General features: G+C 41.5%; 19 protein-coding genes and 2 tRNA genes. 15 read left to right on the plus strand and 6 right to left on the minus strand.

Annotated elements, in window-relative coordinates:
* The first annotated feature begins 30 nt into the window (after positions 1-30).
* Complete coding sequence (locus F3059_RS10290) at positions 31-243, plus strand: hypothetical protein (RefSeq protein WP_151168913.1); 213 nt, start codon at positions 31-33, stop codon at positions 241-243.
* A gap of 54 nt (positions 244-297) precedes the next feature.
* Positions 298-492, plus strand: coding sequence for a hypothetical protein (locus F3059_RS10295; protein WP_151168915.1), 195 nt, complete (start codon positions 298-300; stop codon positions 490-492).
* Here the strand turns inward: F3059_RS10295 and F3059_RS10300 are convergent.
* Entirely contained in the window at positions 489-1,028 is a 540-nt protein-coding gene (locus F3059_RS10300; RefSeq protein ID WP_151168917.1) for an RNA methyltransferase, read from the minus strand. The genes F3059_RS10295 and F3059_RS10300 overlap by 4 nt on opposite strands.
* Before the next feature lie 128 nt (positions 1,029-1,156).
* Between F3059_RS10300 and mutS the strand changes: the two genes are divergently transcribed.
* The 3 genes from mutS (at position 1,157) to F3059_RS10315 (ending at position 3,996) form a co-directional block, all read left to right on the plus strand.
* On the plus strand, positions 1,157-3,733 hold the full coding sequence (mutS, locus tag F3059_RS10305; protein ID WP_151169135.1) for a DNA mismatch repair protein MutS: 2,577 nt from the start codon (positions 1,157-1,159) through the stop codon (positions 3,731-3,733).
* A gap of 52 nt (positions 3,734-3,785) precedes the next feature.
* Positions 3,786-3,858 (plus strand) — tRNA-Gly (locus F3059_RS10310).
* Between the two features lie 52 nt (positions 3,859-3,910).
* Positions 3,911-3,996 (plus strand) — tRNA-Leu (locus F3059_RS10315).
* An 80-nt stretch (positions 3,997-4,076) separates the two neighbouring features.
* Here the strand turns inward: F3059_RS10315 and F3059_RS10320 are convergent.
* Entirely contained in the window at positions 4,077-4,334 is a 258-nt protein-coding gene (locus tag F3059_RS10320) for a LapA family protein (RefSeq protein ID WP_151168919.1), read from the minus strand.
* A 42-nt stretch (positions 4,335-4,376) separates the two neighbouring features.
* Here F3059_RS10320 and F3059_RS10325 point away from each other — a divergent pair, with 42 nt between their 5' ends.
* Both F3059_RS10325 and F3059_RS10330 read left to right on the plus strand, forming a co-directional pair.
* The gene (locus F3059_RS10325; protein ID WP_151168921.1) at positions 4,377-4,913 is read left to right on the plus strand and encodes a nitroreductase family protein; all 537 of its coding nucleotides are present in this window, start codon (positions 4,377-4,379) and stop codon (positions 4,911-4,913) included.
* Between the two features lie 140 nt (positions 4,914-5,053).
* Positions 5,054-5,347, plus strand: coding sequence for a hypothetical protein (locus F3059_RS10330; protein WP_151168923.1), 294 nt, complete (start codon positions 5,054-5,056; stop codon positions 5,345-5,347).
* Here F3059_RS10330 and F3059_RS10335 read toward each other — a convergent pair.
* A complete protein-coding gene (locus F3059_RS10335) occupies positions 5,333-6,595 on the minus strand; it encodes a 3-deoxy-D-manno-octulosonic acid transferase (RefSeq protein ID WP_151168925.1) in 1,263 nt (420 codons plus the stop codon). The two genes, F3059_RS10330 and F3059_RS10335, sit on opposite strands and share 15 nt — an antisense overlap.
* On the minus strand, positions 6,595-7,353 hold the full coding sequence (locus F3059_RS10340) for a hypothetical protein (protein ID WP_151168927.1): 759 nt from the start codon (positions 7,351-7,353) through the stop codon (positions 6,595-6,597). Before F3059_RS10340 ends, F3059_RS10335 begins: the two co-directional genes overlap by 1 nt.
* 148 nt (positions 7,354-7,501) lie before the next feature.
* Here F3059_RS10340 and F3059_RS10345 point away from each other — a divergent pair, with 148 nt between their 5' ends.
* Genes F3059_RS10345 through rfbB form a run of 4 tightly spaced genes read left to right on the plus strand, consistent with a single transcriptional unit; the run spans position 7,502 to position 12,022 of the window.
* A complete protein-coding gene (locus tag F3059_RS10345; RefSeq protein WP_151168929.1) occupies positions 7,502-8,629 on the plus strand; it encodes a DegT/DnrJ/EryC1/StrS family aminotransferase in 1,128 nt (375 codons plus the stop codon).
* Positions 8,630-8,631: 2 nt separating this feature from the next.
* Positions 8,632-9,978: a UDP-glucose dehydrogenase family protein gene (locus F3059_RS10350; RefSeq protein WP_151168931.1), complete on the plus strand. Its 1,347-nt coding sequence runs from the start codon at positions 8,632-8,634 to the stop codon at positions 9,976-9,978.
* 3 nt (positions 9,979-9,981) lie between these two features.
* Positions 9,982-10,968, plus strand: a complete 987-nt coding sequence (locus tag F3059_RS10355; protein WP_151168933.1) for a UDP-glucuronic acid decarboxylase family protein — start codon at positions 9,982-9,984, stop codon at positions 10,966-10,968.
* 1 nt (position 10,969) lies between these two features.
* Complete coding sequence (gene rfbB / locus F3059_RS10360; protein WP_151168935.1) at positions 10,970-12,022, plus strand: dTDP-glucose 4,6-dehydratase; 1,053 nt, start codon at positions 10,970-10,972, stop codon at positions 12,020-12,022.
* 74 nt (positions 12,023-12,096) lie between these two features.
* On the opposite strand, the gene F3059_RS13695 is transcribed toward rfbB, so the two are convergent.
* Together F3059_RS13695 and leuS are read right to left on the minus strand one after the other, a co-directional pair.
* Positions 12,097-12,243, minus strand: coding sequence for a hypothetical protein (locus F3059_RS13695; protein WP_170265151.1), 147 nt, complete (start codon positions 12,241-12,243; stop codon positions 12,097-12,099).
* Between the two features lie 125 nt (positions 12,244-12,368).
* Positions 12,369-15,170, minus strand: coding sequence for a leucine--tRNA ligase (gene leuS, locus F3059_RS10365; RefSeq protein WP_151168937.1), 2,802 nt, complete (start codon positions 15,168-15,170; stop codon positions 12,369-12,371).
* Between the two features lie 132 nt (positions 15,171-15,302).
* Here leuS and F3059_RS10370 point away from each other — a divergent pair, with 132 nt between their 5' ends.
* The 4 genes from F3059_RS10370 to truB are packed head-to-tail and all read left to right on the plus strand — an operon-like array spanning position 15,303 to position 17,913.
* Positions 15,303-16,175 carry a cell division protein FtsX gene (locus F3059_RS10370; RefSeq protein WP_151168939.1) on the plus strand — a complete coding sequence of 291 codons (873 nt, stop codon included), beginning with the start codon at positions 15,303-15,305 and terminating at the stop codon, positions 16,173-16,175.
* Entirely contained in the window at positions 16,172-16,426 is a 255-nt protein-coding gene (locus F3059_RS10375; RefSeq protein WP_151168941.1) for a DUF3098 domain-containing protein, read from the plus strand. The genes F3059_RS10370 and F3059_RS10375 overlap by 4 nt, the downstream gene beginning before the upstream one ends.
* 3 nt (positions 16,427-16,429) lie before the next feature.
* The gene (locus F3059_RS10380) at positions 16,430-17,221 is read left to right on the plus strand and encodes an undecaprenyl-diphosphate phosphatase (RefSeq protein WP_151168943.1); all 792 of its coding nucleotides are present in this window, start codon (positions 16,430-16,432) and stop codon (positions 17,219-17,221) included.
* 8 nt (positions 17,222-17,229) lie between these two features.
* A complete protein-coding gene (gene truB / locus F3059_RS10385) occupies positions 17,230-17,913 on the plus strand; it encodes a tRNA pseudouridine(55) synthase TruB (protein WP_151168945.1) in 684 nt (227 codons plus the stop codon).
* Positions 17,914-17,994 lie beyond the last annotated feature (81 nt).

Raw genomic sequence — 17,994 nt, forward strand, 5'->3', positions numbered from 1 at the left:
CCCTTTTTTATTTTCCACTATTTTAGCAACATGAATAAGTGGTTCGTTATATTATTTGCTGCTTTTTTACTCATTGGATCAACTTCGAGTTGTAAGAAGTGCTACAATTGTCGCAAGAAGATTGTAGTGGAGATCAATAATCAGGAAGTTGAAACAGATGAGTATTATGAAGAAGATGTTTGTACAAGCGAAGAAAAAGACGATCTTGAACGCGATGGTTTTCGCTGTTCGAGCAAACGATAGTTTCATCGTGTTTATATGAATGTTATATTTGTGGTTTAAATGAAGATTTTAGATATGAAAAAGATAGTCGGTATAGCGGCAGTATTTGTAGCCGTTTTGGGTTTTACTTCTTGTGAGCAGTGTGCAACGTGTACTTTTAACGACCCTGATAGAGGTCAGCTTACTGAAGATTTTTGTGATAGAGGTAAGGTCTATGACGATACAATGGAAACTTACGATGACGCAGGTTGGGATTGCGTTGAAGATTAATCGAATAAGTCGCAGTTTTTTACTGCTTCCCATATAACAATACCGGCACTCACTGAGATATTCAGTGAGTGTTTTGTTCCCAGCTGAGGGATTTCAATTACGCCCTCACATTTATCGATCACTTCCTGTTCCACGCCAAAAACTTCGTTTCCAAAAACGAGTGCGACTGGATTCTTCCTGTCGTTCTTCCAATTATTCAACATGCTGCTATTTTCAGTTTGTTCAATTGCCCAGGACGAATAACCTTTTGAAGAAAGTTCGTCAATAGCATCAGTTGTTTTTTCAAAATACTTCCATTTGACAGATTCTTGCGCTCCCAAAGCTGTTTTTTGAATTTCTCTGTGTTGTGGAGTAGCTGTGATTCCGCACAGGTAAATCGCCTCAACTCTAAATGCATCTGAGGTTCTGAAAACAGATCCCACATTGTTGATGCTCCTGATGTTATCTAACACCACGATAACCGGAGCTTTGTCTGATTCCCTGAACTCGTCTTTTGATATCCTGTTGAGCTCTTCGTTTTTTAATTTTCTGTTCATAAAATTTGATAACTCATCTGGCTCTGACCGATAAAAACAGCATCACCTTTGTAAATTCGTTCATTGCAAAAAACGACAGTATTTTGGCAAAAACAAAGGAAAAAAATAAGGGGACTGAAACTCCCCTGATGAAACAGTACAATAAGATCAAGGCAAAACACCCTGATGCAATCCTCCTTTTTAGAGTGGGCGACTTTTACGAAACCTTTGGGGAAGATGCGGTGAAAGCGGCTGAGATTCTAGGAATCGTACTCACGAAAAGGAAAAACGGATCTGCTTCACACATTGAGTTGGCGGGCTTTCCGCACCACGCCATGGATTCTTATTTGCCAAAACTGGTCAGAGCCGGTCACCGCGTAGCCATTTGTGATCAGCTCGAAGATCCCAAAATGACGAAGAAAATTGTCAAAAGAGGAATTACTGAGCTCGTAACGCCTGGTGTTTCTTACAACGATAAAATTCTTCACCATACTGAAAATAATTTCCTCGCTGCGGTTCATCTCACTGATGAATTCAGCGGAATTGCTTTCCTCGATATTTCTACTGGAGAGTTTATGTGCGCCCAGGGGAATATTGATTACATCGATAAGTTGTTGCAGAGTCTTTCACCAAATGAAGTGCTGGTTCAGCGGAATAAAATCTCGCAATTTGAGCAGGAGTTTGGCAAGAGTTATCACACTTACCATCTCGAAGATTGGGTTTTCACTTCAGAATTTGGAAATGATTCACTTCTCGAACACTTTAAAACGAAAAGCTTAAAAGGGTTCGGGATAGAAAATCTCGAAAAAGGAATCATTGCTGCCGGTGCCTGTCTCCAGTATTTGAAAGAAACACAGCACCATCAGGTGAGCCACATCAACACGATTCACCGCATCGAGCAGGATAAGTATGTTTGGTTGGATAAGTTTACTATTCGGAACCTCGAACTTTTTTATTCACCAAATGAAGGAGCCAAAACACTTTTCAATATTCTCGATCGCACTGAAAGCCCGATGGGCTCCCGTTTGCTCAAACGCTGGTTAGCGTTACCCCTCAAAGAGAAAAAAGTCATTGAGGAACGACTCGATGCAGTAGAGTATTTCACCAAAAAACCTGATGACAAAAAAGATATTTGGAGTCAGATTTCTTCAGTTGGTGATTTGGAAAGATTGATTTCAAAAGCAGCAGTAAATCGTGTTTCACCGCGCGATGTTATTCAGTTGAAAAAGGCGCTACTCACCATTCCGCCTATCAAAGAAAAGTTGCTGAATGTGAAAACCGAATCGCTCAAGTCGATCGGTGATCAATTGCACCCTTGCGAACACATCAGGCAAAAAATTGAAGAGCAAATTCAGGATGATCCGCCATTGAATGTCGCGAAGGGGAATGTGATTAAAGATGGTGTGAATGATGAGTTGGATGAACTCCGCAAACTCGCCTTTTCTTCTCGTGACTACCTCGAAAAAATGCAAAAGCGCGAGGTTGAAAAAACAGGAATCTCTTCCTTGAAAGTTGGGTTTAACAATGTTTTCGGCTATTACTTTGAAGTCCGTAACACGTTTAAATCGAAAGTGCCTGAGGAGTGGATAAGAAAGCAAACGCTCGTCAATGCTGAGCGCTATATCACCGAAGAGTTAAAGGAATACGAATCGAAAATACTGGGAGCTGAGGAGAAAATCCAGCATCTTGAAACGCAACTTTTTTCAGAACTCGTTCAATCGTTGCAGGAGTATGTTGGTCAGATCCAGCAGGATGCTCAACTCATCGCTAAACTCGATTGCCTGTTGGCCTTTGCCGATTTAGCTATGCGTAATGATTACGTAAAGCCGGTTCTGAACGAAACACTCAAAATCGATATTGAAGAGGGCAGACATCCTGTCATTGAGCAGCAACTTCCACTCGGTGAAGAATATATCAGCAATACGGTGAGGCTTGATAACGATCAGAACCAAATCATGATGATTACCGGACCTAACATGTCTGGTAAATCCGCTATTTTACGACAAACGGCTCTGATTAGCCTGATGGCGCAAATCGGTTGTTTTGTGCCTGCTAAAAAAGTTACACTTGGGCTCGTAGATAAAATCTTTACCAGGGTGGGCGCATCTGATAATATTTCAATGGGTGAATCGACTTTCATGGTTGAGATGAACGAGACGGCCAGTATTTTGAATAACCTCTCTGAACGCAGCTTGATTTTGCTCGATGAAATTGGCCGCGGAACCAGTACTTATGATGGCGTTTCGATTGCCTGGGCAATTGCTGAGTACATTCACGAGTCACCGTTTAAACCGAAAACGCTTTTCGCTACTCATTACCATGAACTCAATGAAATGGCGAATACGTTTGAGAGAATCAAAAACTTCAATGTTGCGATTAAGGAGGTTGACAAGAAAATCATTTTCATAAGAAAGTTGGTGCCCGGTGGGAGCAATCACAGTTTTGGTATTCATGTAGCTGATATGGCCGGAATGCCGCCTGAGGTGATTTCAAAGGCATCGCTCATTTTGAAAAAACTGGAAGATAGTGGAGAAACAGAAACGGGGAAAGAGCAGTTGCAACAGGCACAAAAAGACTCCGATTATCAGTTGAGTTTTTTCCAGCTTGATGACCCTACTTTATTGCAGATCAAGGATCAAATTATGAAGACTGAAATCGATACGTTGACACCCGTTGAAGCCCTGATGAAGCTGAACGAGATTAAAAAACTAATAGGCGGAAAGTAATTTTTAAAAAGATTTTTGAAATTCGAATAAAGTATTACTTTTGCCACCCGTTGCGAAAGTAGCTCAGCTGGTAGAGCATCACCTTGCCAAGGTGAGGGTCGCGGGTTCGAATCCCGTCTTTCGCTCTATTTTTTCCCTCTCACCGAGAGGGTTTTTTATTTTTGAGATGAAATCTCTGCCCGGGTGGTGGAATTGGTAGACACGCAGGACTTAAAATCCTGTGGCCAGTAATGGCCGTGCGGGTTCAAGTCCCGCCCCGGGTACAAAATCAGAGTGAGTGAGAGAGCGAGAGCGAATCACTCCTCTGATTTCTTCACACTCGAACTCGCTCTTTTCTCCTCAGTTATTCTGTATCTCCACTTCTCGTTTCCTTTTTTTCCTTTGAAGCTTTGTTGTGGTTGTTTTTCGTTAGGGTGCTAACAAAGTTGAAGATCATAGTGATGACAGCTCCTGCGATAACACAGAGAATCATGAGCAATGCCAACGATACATCGATTTTCCATGTAGCGAACTTCACGGTAACTGAAGAGGCATTTTGAACGCTGAACATTACCAAAATGACAATTAGTATTATGTTAAGAACTAAAACAACTTTTTTCATTTCAATCTATTTGTTATAATGTAGCAAATCAAAAGTACAGAAATGATTAAAGAGATTAAGAATCGCAGAAGTATAAGAGCTTTTAGTGATAAAAACATAACAGACGATCAATTAAACGAATTGCTCGATGCTGCGCGCTGGGCGGCATCATGTTTTAATGAACAGCCCTGGAAGTTCGCTATTGCCAGTAAAGGATCTGATCATTATGATGGTTTGTTTGAAGCGTTAGCTGAAGGCAATAAAAAGTGGGTGAAAACGTCACCTGTACTAGGTGTCAGTTTGGCTAAAAAGACATTTGATCACAACGATAAACCGAATAAGCACGCATGGCATGATGTTGGCATGGCAATGGCAAACATGGCGATTCAGGCAACAAGTATGGATTTGTACATTCACCAAATGGCAGGTTTTTCGCCCGAAAAGATTGCTGCGTATTTGAATTTGGATGAAAACTACGATCCCGTTGCGATGTTTACAATTGGCTATAAAGGTGAAGTAGATCAATTACCAGATGATTTAGCAAAACAGGAAACAGCCGACCGAAAACGAAAAACAATTGACGAAATAAAATTTTGGTAAAATAGTGATAAGTAGGCTTTTTATTTGTTTCAACAATTGAGCAAAATTGTTGGAAACTATTTCGCTGTATTTCAATATTTGAGTTGATTTACTTCATAAAAAAACCTTAGTTTCGCTACTTTCCAAGGACCACGATTTACATGGATCGAATGAAACTCTACAGGATAAAGCAGTTTTTCATGCTACTTCTTATGGCGCTGATGATTGCCGTTGGCTCATCCTCGTGCTCTGACCGTATTCACTATTCAAGTGACAGGGTCTTTAACGCGCGAAAAGCAATCAATAAGCGTTTAAAGAAAAAGGGGTATAGCAATCAGCAATACCGTTACAATCCGCGGAAGAAATCTCGCTGGAACAAAAAGCGGAAAAGACGCTTTAAAAAGAGCAAGTACAAAACTGGAGGAGGTTTTTTCAGGAGGTTATTCCGCAAGTAATCTCTTCTTGATGCCTGCGTAAATTATATCGACAGCACCTGTGTTTTCTGAAACGTAATTTTTCGACTTTAGCGATGCTTTTTGAAGTTTCGATTCATCACTCAAGATGTTGAAAACTTTGGTCAGATCACTGTAGACTTTCACCTCAAACGCAGCTTCCTGCATCATTAAATCTTGAGCTTCCTGAAAACGTTCATTGTTGGGCCCAAAGATGGTGGGGACTCCGTAAGTAGCAGCTTCCAGAATGTTGTGGATTCCGCTCGTAAAGCCGCCACCAATCAAAGCGATAGTCGCATATTGATAAAGTGATGATAAATGCCCGATTGTATCCACAATCATGATTTTTTTGTCTTTTAAATCTTTAACTGTTTCCCGATCAGTGAAGCGGAATGTTTGCCCGGGCCATTTTTTCTCGTAGCCCTTTAATTTGCTCTCTGTTATTTCGTGCGGAGCAATTACAATCTTGAAATCATTGAGTAATCCGTCATCGATGAGTTTTTCAGTAAACTCATCTTCTTTTTCCCAGGAGCTACCGGCAATGAATACCTTTTGATCCTCAAAAAATGGATTCAGCTCATTAAAGCTTTTTACTTTTTGGCTGAGCTGCCACACACGGTCAAATCTGGTATCTCCGCTCACCTCAACGTTTTCTACCCCGTGAGAGGTAAGTAAATCTTTCGATTTTTCACTTTGCACATAAAAGTGATCTACAAGTTGTAGCGATTTCAAATACCACTTGCCGTAATTCTTGAAAAAAAGTTGTTCATCCCTGAAAATCGCTGATGCCAGAATCAGTGGGATATTTTTATCGTTCAGAGCCTTCATGAAATGGTACCAAAACTCGTATTTGACAAAAACGGCCACTTTTGGTTTTACTAAATCGAGAAAGTCACGAGCATTTTTAGGAGTATCGAGCGGGAGGTAAAGGATTAAATCGGCATGTGGGTAGTTTTTTTTGTTTTCGTACCCTGATGGAGAGAAAAAAGTAAGTACAATATTAGTGTTCGGACTTTCTTCTCTAACGCGCTCTATCAGTGGGCGACCTTGTTCAAATTCACCGAGTGAAGCGCAATGGAACCAAATCGTTTTTTTATCAGTCAGATCCAGTTCATCCACATCAGCTTTCAGTTTCTCGCGCCAGTTTTCACGGCCCGCTAACCACTGTTGTGCTTTTTCTTTTCCGGCAATGGCCGCTACGGAGATTGCTGCTCTATAGGCTCTGACCGTTACGTTGTAAAGGAATTTCATTAGCGGAAATAGTACTCGTCAGGTTGTTTTTGATAGAGAGGAAGTGTCCACCCGAGGCGAATTCCGTAAAGAAGATCGAGGCGTGTTTCATCAGAGGGGCGTCCAATGTCGTATTGGTAATCGCGCCTTGCTTTTGTAAATCCCTGCATGAATTCAAACCCGAAGAAGAAATTGATCAATCTACGGTCGCTGAGGTAACGGTAACCGATGAACTGAGAAGTCATGGCACCAAATGAGAGTCGGTCAAATCCTACCTTATTATCTTTGTAATTGAGCATAGGAACATCAGCGTATTCATCTTCAATGCGAATTTTGTGCTGCATGAAACCACCTCCAACTTTGATCAAAAGCCCGCTATTTGGATTGCTGAAACCGAGCGGAATAACTTTTCCAACTTTTGCCTGAACGGTGAAACCTCTTTCGTATAAAAATATATCAGCAGGAAGTCCACTGAGTCCGAGTACAATTCCCTGGTCATCAGTAAATGGCTCCAGCATCCGGTCGTCTTTTACCTGTCTGCCAAATAGGAGAGAACCGCTCAATCCAAACTCCCAGTTCGATTTCAACTTGACAGAAAAACCACCGCCAATATTGTTGTTATAGCCAAATCGATCAGCCATATCTCCGCCCGGAAACTGGAGGGCGTATGAGACATCAATCAAAGAAGTGAAAACAGCGGAATCTTTAATGCTCACCTGGCTTTTAGCTGCCATTATTGAGAACAAAAAAACTGTTCCAAAAAGTAGTTTTTTAACCATAGCGCGAAGATAACGAAATAAACAGCGATTTATGGTGTTGTTTTTTATTGGTAATTACAATTACATCAGGGTAATTGCGTTCCAAATTTATTATGCAATTGCCAACGTAGAGTTTATCTTCGCAGGGTATTAAAAATATTTTTCTTCAATGGAACCAATTCAACTGGTAGATTTAAAAAATCAATATCTCAAAATAAAAGACGAAGTAGATAAAGCAGTAATCGATGTAATGGATTCCTGCGCGTTTATCAACGGACCTGAAGTAAAGGGTTTTCAAAAAGATTTAGAAAACTATCTCGATGTAAAACACGTGATTCCGTGTGCAAACGGAACGGATGCGCTTCAAATAGCTTTGATGGCTGCCGGAGTAAAAGCAGGAGATGAAGTAATTACTCCCAGTTTTACTTACGTTGCAACCTGTGAAGTAGTAGCCTTGCTAGGCGCTAAACCGGTTTTTGTTGATGTATATCCCGATACTTTCAATATCAATATTGAAGATCTCGAGAGTAAAGTAACAGATAAAACAAAAGCGATTATTCCGGTTCACCTTTACGGTCAATGTGCCAATATGGAAGGTGTAATGGAAGTAGCCAATAAACACAACCTGACTGTTATTGAAGATACGGCTCAGGGTATTGGTGCTGACTACACTTTTAAAAATGGTGACACCAAAAAAGCAGGAACAATTGGCCACATTGGTTGTACTTCATTTTTCCCGTCCAAAAACCTGGGCTGCTATGGAGATGGTGGTGCTATATTTACTAACGATGATGATTTGGCTAATGAATTGAGAATGATCTCAAATCACGGTCAGTCCAGGCGTTATTACCACGATCAGGTTGGAGTTAATTCGCGGCTCGATAGCATACAGGCGGCAATTTTGCGCATTAAACTCAAACACCTGGACGAGTACAACAAAGCGCGAAATGAAGCTGCGAGCTTTTACACAGAAACATTCAGTAAAACGGACAAGATTGTTCCGCCATTTGTTGCTGATTTTTCTACGCACGTTTATCACCAGTACACGGTAAAGTTGAAAGGTGTTGATCGAGCAAAACTTCAGGATTATTTACAGGAACAGGGTGTTCCTTCAAATATTTACTATCCGCTTCCCAACCACAAACAAAAAGCGTTTGAGCACAACGGAACTGATGCCGTTTTGCCTGTCACTGAGCAGTTGGGAACTGAAGTTTTATCGCTTCCTATTCATACAGAACTGACAAACGAACAACTAAATCATATAACTAAATCAATCCTGGACTTTATTAATCAATAATTATGAATATTGCAGTAGTGGGTACCGGTTACGTAGGACTTGTAACCGGAACATGTTTAGCAGAAAGTGGCGCAAATGTTATTTGCGTTGATATAGATGAAGAAAAAGTAGCCAAAATGAAATCGGGGATCGTGCCCATTTACGAGCCACACCTCGATGTTCTTTTTGAGCGCAACATAAAAGCAGGCAGATTACATTTTACAACTGACCTCAAAGAAGCGGTTGAACCTGCTGAATTGATTTTCCTGGCTCTTCCAACGCCTCCCGGTGAGGATGGATCAGCAGATTTGTCTTACGTGTTACAGGTTGCTAAAGACCTGGGCGGAATGATCGAAGATTACAAAGTGGTAATCGACAAGAGTACCGTTCCTGTAGGCACAGCAGATAAAGTGCATGAAACATTAGCCAATGAACTCGACAAGCGTTTTGATCGTGACGATCAGAACCGACCAGAGTTTGACGTGGTTTCAAACCCTGAGTTCCTGCGCGAAGGATTTGCGGTTGATGATTTCATGAAACCCGATCGTGTTGTTGTTGGAACGAGTTCTGACCGAGCGAGAAAATTGATGGATGAGCTTTACAAGCCGTTTGTTCGTCAGGGAAATCCGGTGATTTTTATGGATGAAAAATCTGCCGAGTTGACAAAATACGCTGCAAACGCATTCCTGGCAACCAAGATTACTTTCATGAATGAAGTTGCCAATGTTTGCGAACGAGTAGGCGCTAATGTGGACAAGGTTCGTATTGGTATCGGTTCTGACGAGCGAATAGGAAAACGCTTCCTTTTCCCGGGAATCGGTTACGGAGGAAGCTGCTTCCCTAAAGATGTTCAGGCATTAGCGAAATCGAGTAAAGAAGCAGATTACGACTTTAGAATTTTGGATGCAGTAATGGATATCAACCAAACTCAAAAAACGGCTTTGGTTCCGCGCATTAAAAAATATTTTGGTGATTCACTGAAAGGAAAAAAACTCGCAATGTGGGGGTTGGCCTTTAAGCCTGATACGGATGATATCAGGGAAGCGCCATCACTTTACATTATTGACGAGTTGACTAAAGCAGGTGCTGAGGTTATCGCTTACGATCCTGAGGCAATGGATAATGTAAGAGGGCAAATTGGTGATAAAATCCATTACGCAAACGATCAATACGAAGCACTCAATGACGCTGATGCGCTCGTCATTTGTACAGAGTGGCAAATCTTTAGAAGCCCTGATTTTACAGCTATAAAAAACAAGCTAAAGGAACCGGTAATTTTTGATGGCCGCAATCTTTACTCGCTAGACAGCATGGAAGAAAAAGGTTTCTATTACACGTCAATTGGGCGACAAACAGTAACAAACAAGTAACTCATGAAACGAGTTTTAATAACAGGTGCAGCCGGCTTTTTGGGATCTCACTTATGTGATCGATTCCTTAGGGAAGGTTATCATGTAATCGGGATGGATAATCTTATTACCGGTAATCTCGATAACATTGAGCATCTTTTTTCAGAAAAAAACTTTGAGTTTTACAATCACGATGTAACCAAGTTTGTCCATGTATCGGGTGAGCTCGATTACATCCTGCATTTTGCTTCACCGGCTTCACCAATCGATTATCTCAAAATCCCAATTCAAACACTCAAAGTGGGTGCGATGGGAACACACAATCTTTTGGGATTAGCCAAAGCAAAAAATGCTCGTATCCTGGTAGCTTCAACAAGTGAAGTTTATGGCGATCCGCAAGTTCACCCACAAACTGAAGACTACTGGGGTCATGTGAATCCGGTTGGTCCGCGCGGTGTTTACGATGAAGCCAAACGCTATCTCGAAGCTATCACGATGGCTTATCATACTTACCACGGACTCGAAACTCGTATAGTGCGCATTTTCAACACTTACGGTCCACGGATGAGGTTAAATGATGGTCGTGTACTTCCTGCTTTTGTAGGTCAGGCGCTTCGCGGAGAAGATCTCACGGTTTTTGGAGATGGATCACAAACTCGTTCTTTCTGCTATGTAGATGATCTCGTTGAAGGAATTTACAGATTGTTGATGAGCGACTATGCCAAGCCTGTTAATGTTGGAAATCCAAGCGAAATTTCAATTGCAGATTTTGCTGAGGAAATTATCAAGCTAACAGGAACAACTAATAAAGTAATCTACAAGGATCTTCCTAAGGATGATCCAATGCAACGCCAGCCCGATATCACAAAAGCGCGAGAGATTTTGGGATGGGAGCCTAAAGTCGATAGGAGTGAAGGGTTGAAACGCACTTACGATTACTTTAAGTCACTACCCGAGGAAAAACTCTACAAGAAAGAGCACAACACATTTGAAGAATACATCAAACGCTAGTATGACCAAAAAAATTCTCATAACAGGCGGAGCCGGTTTCATCGGTTCGCACGTGGTTAGGAGGTTTGTTTTAGAGTACCCAAACTATGAAATTCACAATCTCGATTGTCTCACTTATGCTGGCAATCTTGAAAACATTGCTGATATTGACGGGCGTGATAATTACAAGTTCATAAAAGGGAATATTGAAGACGCTGAGTTTATCAACTCACTTTTTGGTCAGAACCAATATGACGGGGTGATTCACCTCGCGGCTGAGTCACACGTTGATCGATCTATTGAAGATCCGCTGGCTTTTCTCAAGACGAATGTAATGGGAACAGCTAACTTGTTGAATGCGGCTAAAGAGGTTTGGGGATCTGACCAAAGCAAAAGATTTTATCACGTTTCAACGGATGAGGTATTTGGGAGCCTGGGAGCAACCGGACTTTTTGAAGAGACGACAGCCTACGACCCAAAGTCGCCATATTCAGCGTCTAAAGCGAGCTCTGATCATTTGGTAAGAGCTTATGGAAATACGTATGACTTTCCATTTGTCATTTCTAACTGCTCAAACAACTACGGACCAAACCAGTTTCCAGAAAAACTGATTCCGCTTTTCATCAATAATGTGAAACAGCGCAAATCTTTGCCGGTTTACGGTGACGGGCAATATACGAGAGATTGGCTTTACGTGGTTGATCATGCAATTGCTATCGATAGCGTTTTTCACGATGGAAAAAATGGTGAGACGTATAATATTGGTGGTTTTAACGAGTGGACGAATCTGGATTTGATTCACGCTCTTTGTGATTTGATGGATGAAAAGCTGGGCAGAGAAAAAGGAGAATCTCGCGAGCTTATTACTTACGTGAAAGATCGCCCGGGGCATGACAGGCGTTACGCTATTGATGCTTCAAAAATCAATAAGGAACTGGGGTGGAAGCCTTCTTTGCAATTTGAGGAAGGTTTATCCAAAACGATTGACTGGTATCTCGAAAATGAAAAGTGGCTGGAGAATGTGACCTCGGGAGATTATCAGGATTACTACAAAAAGCACTACGATAATCGGTAAATGAAATATTCAGGCACAAAAAAAGGTTAGCGTGAGCTAACCTTTTTGCTTTAAAGTATCAGTTTATACTTAACTTAATAATTCAATTTACTTTGAGAAACTTTTCGCCCTTCTAACCAACGCTCGTAAGACTGCTGATCAAGCTTATACCATGCTTTCGCGATATTTTTCTTGAGGGATTTTTTAATTTCTCCTTTCACATTTTTAGGTTGTTCACTCATACTTTCAAAGGTTTAGTTTTGTTTTGCTTGTTAAAAGTAAGCATTTTCCAATAGAATGCAAGATGATTTCCACATTGACTTGTGAAATAAAATTGGCTTAACTTTAACTTTACATGACAAAACGCTTAGTGCACAACGTTTACGATTCTACCTGGCACAACAATAATTTTTTTCGGTTCGTTACCTTTTAATTGTTGTGCGGTTCTCTCGTGTTCGAGTACTGCTTTTTCAACTTCATCCTTTGAAAGGTTTGCATCAACTTTGAGCTTGAAGCGCATTTTACCGTTAAATGAAACCGGGTATTCTATTTCATCTTCAGTGAGGTAATCTTCGTTGAGCTTTGGCCAGTCAGCATCTATGATTGAACTTTCGTGACCTAGCTTTTCCCACAGTTCCTCAGTGATATGCGGTGCGTGACAAGATGCCAAAATAGTCAATGGCTCTAGAACTTCATGTTTGTTGCATTTCAAACTCGAAAGTTCATTTACGCAAATCATGAGGTGACTCACACAAGTGTTGAAGCTGTCTTTTTCCAGATCTTCAGTCATTGCTTTGATGCAAGTGTGGAGTACTTTTAACTCATCTTTAGTTGGTTTTTCTTCAACCACAGAAAATTCATCTCCACTGTGAAATAACCTCCAAAAACGTTTAAGGAATTTACTCACACCATCAATTCCCTGCGTGTTCCAGGGCTTGTGCATCTCAACCGGACCTAAAAACATTTCGTGGAGCCTCAATGCATCAGCTCCGTACTGATCACATAGATCATCGGGGTTTATAACATTGAATTTCGACTTGGACATTTTTTCGACTTCACTACCACATTTATAAGTGCCGTCTTCTTCAGTTATAAATGTAGCGTCTTTAAATTCAGGACGCCATTTTTTAAAGGCTTCCATATTGAGCTTATCACCATCTACAATATTTACATCGACATGAAGTCTTTGTGTTTTGTGTTCTTTTCTTTTACTGAAAGTGACAAAATCATTACTGTCCTCTATCCGGTAAACAAATCTGGAATCTCCCTGAATCATACCCTGGTTGGTGAGCTTTTGAGCCGGTTCATCAAAGGGGATGTGTCCGCGATCGTTGAGGAATTTCGTCCAAAAGCGGAAGTAAAGTAGGTGACCGGTTCCGTGTTCAGCACCGCCCATGTAGAAATCCACATTTTTCCAGTAATTCACTGCTTCCTGCGATGCAAATTCTTCACTGTTATTCGGGTCTTCATATCTAAGGAAATACCAGCTAGATCCGGCCCAGCCCGGCATTGTTGTGAGTTCGAGTGGAAATCCTTCTCCGTTAGGTACAACTCCTTTTTCCGGATCGTAATTCCATTTATCGGCACGTTTTAGAGGTGGCTCGCCATCTTTTGTTGGAAGGTAACTCTCAACTTCAGGTAGCTCGAGTGGCAGGTGTTCGGTTCTGACCGATTTGGGAACTCCGTTTTCATAATAAACCGGAATTGGCTCGCCCCAGTAACGCTGGCGACCAAATACAGCATCGCGGAGTTTGTAGTTGATTTTCTTTTCTCCAATTCCTTTTTCGATGAGCGCACCAATCGCTTTTTTTATGGCACCTTTTACTTTGAGGCCATCGAGGAATTGCGAGTTGGTGAGTTTCCCGCTTTTTTGATCGTTTGCACCTTCGCTGATGTCAGCACCTTCAATAACATTTGGAATAGGAAGATCAAAATGCCTGGCAAAATCCCAATCGCGCTGATCGCCTGACGGAACGGCCATAATTGCTCCGGTTCCATAACCTGCAAGTACGTAATCGCCAATCCAAACCGGTATTTGCTCTCCTGTAAACGGATGCTCAACATAAGCACCGGTAAACGCTCCCGATACGTTTTTCACATCGGCCATGCGGTCACGCTCGCTGCGTTTTTTCGTTTGATCAATGTACTTTTCAACATCATCGTGCTGTTCATCAGTTGTGATTTCCTGCACGAGTTCATGCTCAGGCGCGAGTACCATAAATGATACGCCAAAAATGGTATCAGGGCGCGTTGTAAAAACTTCAATTTTTCGGTCAGATCCGGAAACATCAAACCAAATAGCAGCTCCCTGTGAACGACCGATCCAGTTGCGCTGCACTTCTTTGATAGCATCGGGCCAGTCGAGTTTGTCGAGTCCATCGAGTAAGCGTTGAGCGTATGCTGTGATGCGCATACTCCACTGCTTCATTTTTTTCTGCTCAACCGGGAAGCCACCGCGTTCTGACACGCCATCTTTAACTTCGTCATTAGCGAGCACTGTTCCCAATTCAGGGCACCAGTTTACAACTGCTTCAGACAAATAAGCGAGTCGGTACTTTTGAAGTATTGCTTCTTTCTCACTATCTGAAGCATTTTTCCAATCGTCAGCAGTGAAAATCTCAGTATCCTCATCACAAACAGCGTTGAGGTTTTTGTTGCCTTCCTGTTCAAATACTTCGATGAGTTCTGAAATTGGAAGTGCTTTATCAGCATCTTTACAATACCACGAATCAAAAAGCTGGAGGAAGATCCACTGTGTCCATTTGTAATATTCAGGGTCGCAGGTTCTCACTTCGCGATCCCAGTCAAATGAAAATCCCAGTCTGTCGAGTTGCTCGCGGTATCGTTTTATATTTTGTTCAGTTGTAACAGCAGGGTGCTGACCCGTTTGAATAGCGTACTGTTCAGCGGGTAATCCAAAAGCATCGTAGCCCATTGGGTGAAGCACGTTGTAACCCTGTAGCCTTTTAAAACGAGCGTGAATATCACTCGCGATATAACCCAACGGATGACCAACATGTAGTCCCGCTCCGGATGGATAAGGGAACATATCAAGGACGTAATGTTTTGGCTTTTCGCTATTGATTTTAGCGCTGTAAGTCTTGTCTTGTTGCCACTTTTTGCGCCATTTCTCTTCCACCTGTTTGATCAAATCAGCTGAATATTCCATGCTGTTAGTCTGCGTTTAATACCTACTTTTGAAGCAGCGAATTTAACTAAAAATAAGCCTTATTAAAGGTTATTATTAAAGTGCGCTCCGGCTAAATTCTTATTTTAGCAGCGTTTACTAAAAAGAACGTCCATGTCTAACAAGTTTGAGAGAAGGCGATTGAACACTTCTTATTTTTCTGTTGTGGTGAGTATATCTCTAGTACTCTTTATGTTAGGTATGGTGGGTTTGATTCTTTTGCAGGCAAATAAGCTCAGTAATTACGTAAAGGAAAACATCGGAATATCGATTTACATCAAAGATGATGTGAATGAAGCTGATATCAAGCGACTTCAAAAATCACTTGATGCTTCAAAATATGTGAAGTACACTGATTATGTGGATAAACAAGAAGCTGCAACTCGTTTGCAGGAAGATTTAGGAGAAGACTTCATCGATTTCCTCGGCTACAATCCGTTGTCGACTTCTATTGATGTTTATTTAAAGGCAGAATACGCGAATCCTGATAGTGTGCAAATGATTGAGCAGAGTTGGCTCGATAACCCCAAAGTGAAAGAGGTTGAATACCAAAAGAACTTGCTGAGTATTGTCAACGAAAATGTCCGCAAGATTTCGCTATTGCTCTCAGGCTTTGCGATTTTACTACTTATTATAGCTGTGGCTCTGATCAATAGTACTATTCGCCTCGCGATATATTCAAAACGCTTTTTGATTAGGAGTATGCAGCTCGTTGGAGCTACGCAAAGTTTTATCAGAAAACCGTTTGTCAATCAAGGAATTGTACACGGCTTGTACGGAGCTCTAATTGCTCTGGTATTACTCGCTGGCGTAATTTATTATGCGCAGAGCGAAATGCCGGAGATTTTTGATATGCAGGATGTAGAAATATTTGCTGTACTCTTCGTGATTGTTGTGTTGCTGGGTATGTTTATCTCCTGGCTGAGTACAACTTTTGCGGTGAATCGTTACCTCAAATTAAAAACCGATCAACTTTACATGCGATGAGTAACAAAATTGAACAGAAAGAAGATCTTGCATTTGGCAAGACAAATTATATGATCATGATTGCCGGTGTAGTGCTGGTAGTATTAGGGTTTATTTTAATGTCTGGCGGAGGAAGTGACGATCCAAATGTCTTCAATGAGGAAATCTTCTCATTTAGAAGATGGACACTCGCTCCGGTAGTTGTGGTATTGGGCTACATTGCAGTTTTTGTAGCGATTATGAAAAAAACGAAAGACCACAACCAGGAATAATCAATGGATTGGATTGAAGCGTTGCTCCTCGGAATTATTCAGGGGCTTACAGAGTTTTTGCCCGTAAGTAGTAGCGGTCACCTCGAGATTGGTAAAGCACTTTTTGGATCTGATCGTGTACCTGGAGAGAGTTTGCTTTTTACAGTTGTTCTTCATGCGGCTACAGCTCTTAGTACGTTGGTAATTTTCAGGAAAGATGTCGCTCAAATTTTCAAAGGACTTTTTCAGTTTAAGAACAACGAAGAATCTCAGTTTTCGCTGAAGATTATCGTGTCGATGATTCCGGCAGCGATAATTGGCGTCTTGTTCGATGATGCAATAGAATCATTGTTTGCAGGACAAATATTGTTGGTCGGAGCCATGCTCGGTATAACGGGATTACTCCTTTTCTTAGCTGACAGGGCTAAACGAACGGAAAAAACAGTGAGCTATCAATCTGCATTGATAATCGGGATATCGCAAGCTATCGCTATTTTGCCGGGTATTTCGCGTTCGGGAGCTACGATATCTACATCGGTACTACTCGGAATCGATAAAGACAGAGCTGCGCGTTTCTCCTTTTTGATGGTTGTTCCGCTCATCCTCGGAAAAATGGCCAAGGATATTTTGGATGGAGCATTCACGAGCGGACAGATAGATGTCCCGGCTCTGACCATTGGTTTTGCTGCCGCTTTCATAACAGGACTTTTTGCCTGTACCTGGATGATCAGTTTGGTGAAAAAGAGCAAGCTCACTTATTTCAGTATTTATTGTTTCGTGGTTGGTGCAATCACGATTGTCATTGAACTTCTTTAACTTTTTATATGGATTTTTTAGCCGGTGAAGTGCTGCTTATCGACAAGCCTTTGGAGTGGACATCTTTTGATGTTGTGAAAAAAGTGCGGGGCAGGTTGCTGAAAAAGTTGAACCGCAAAAAAATCAAGGTAGGCCATGCTGGAACGCTCGATCCGCTCGCGACAGGGTTGTTGATTTTATGTACTGGCAAGGCGACTAAGAAAATCGAAACCATTCAATCGGCAGAGAAGGAATACACCGGAACGATTACACTCGGTGCCACAACTCCCAGCTATGATATGGAAACAGAGGTTGACCGGGAGTTTGATGTTTCAGATTTAACTCCGGAAAAGCTCAAAGAAGCTGCTCAATCTTTCGTTGGCGAGCAATTGCAAACTCCACCCGTTTTCTCGGCTAAAAAGATCGATGGCCGAAAAGCTTACGATTACGCCAGGAAAGGTGAGGACGTAAAAATGCGTCAAAATCTCGTTCACATTTACGAGTTTGAATTGACGAGAATCGAATTACCTGAAGTAGATTTTAGAGTGAAATGTTCTAAAGGAACTTACATCCGCAGTTTAGCTTATGATTTTGGTCAGAGCCTGAACAATGGCGGCTACCTGAGCGCCTTGAGGCGTACCGCAATTGGCGACTATCGTATTGAAGATGCTTTGAGTATTGAGGAGGTTGTTGAGCTGGTACTAGAATCATAGGTTTCCCAAATCAGGAAATATATACCATGTGAATTATTAGTTGTTGGTGGTTGCTCAGGGTTCTTACCGTTCTGGTTTACT

This window comes from Salibacter halophilus, assembly GCF_008806325.1.
GTDB lineage: Bacteria > Bacteroidota > Bacteroidia > Flavobacteriales_G > Salibacteraceae > Salibacter > Salibacter halophilus.